This is a genomic window from Methylobacillus sp. MM3, assembly GCF_001645185.1.
Lineage (GTDB): Bacteria > Pseudomonadota > Gammaproteobacteria > Burkholderiales > Methylophilaceae > MM2.
Genome location: NZ_LXTQ01000027.1, coordinates 1 through 411, shown reverse-complemented (window position 1 = coordinate 411; position 411 = coordinate 1). Strand labels below are relative to the sequence as shown.

The following is a 411-nucleotide window of genomic DNA, read 5'->3' as shown; positions in this document are numbered from 1 at the left end:
CTTTAAGTATGATAGGTACTGCTTATGAAGTTGCAGCATTATATAATACAAAAATGACTAAGCCAGACACAACATCAAATGAGCTTGAGTTATCTGCAAATAATGAACTGACTGTGACAATAGAAAATGAAGATAAAGTACCATATTATAGTGCACGTGTTGTTCACGACGTGACAATTGAACCCTCGCCAATGTGGATGCAAGCACGCTTAATAAAAGCGGGTATACGTCCTATTAATAATGTTGTTGACATTTCAAATTATGTGTTATTAGAATACGGTCAACCATTGCACATGTTTGATCAAGATGCGATTGGTTCACAACAAATTGTTGTTCGTCAAGCTAATGAAGGCGAAAAAATGACAACATTAGATGGTACAGAACGTGAATTATTAACGAGCGATATTGTCA

General features: G+C 35.5%; 1 protein-coding gene. It reads left to right on the top strand.

What is annotated here, in order from left to right:
- A partial coding sequence (locus tag A7976_RS14840) for a phenylalanine--tRNA ligase beta subunit-related protein (protein ID WP_256365515.1) occupies window positions 1-411 on the top strand: 411 nt, incomplete at both ends.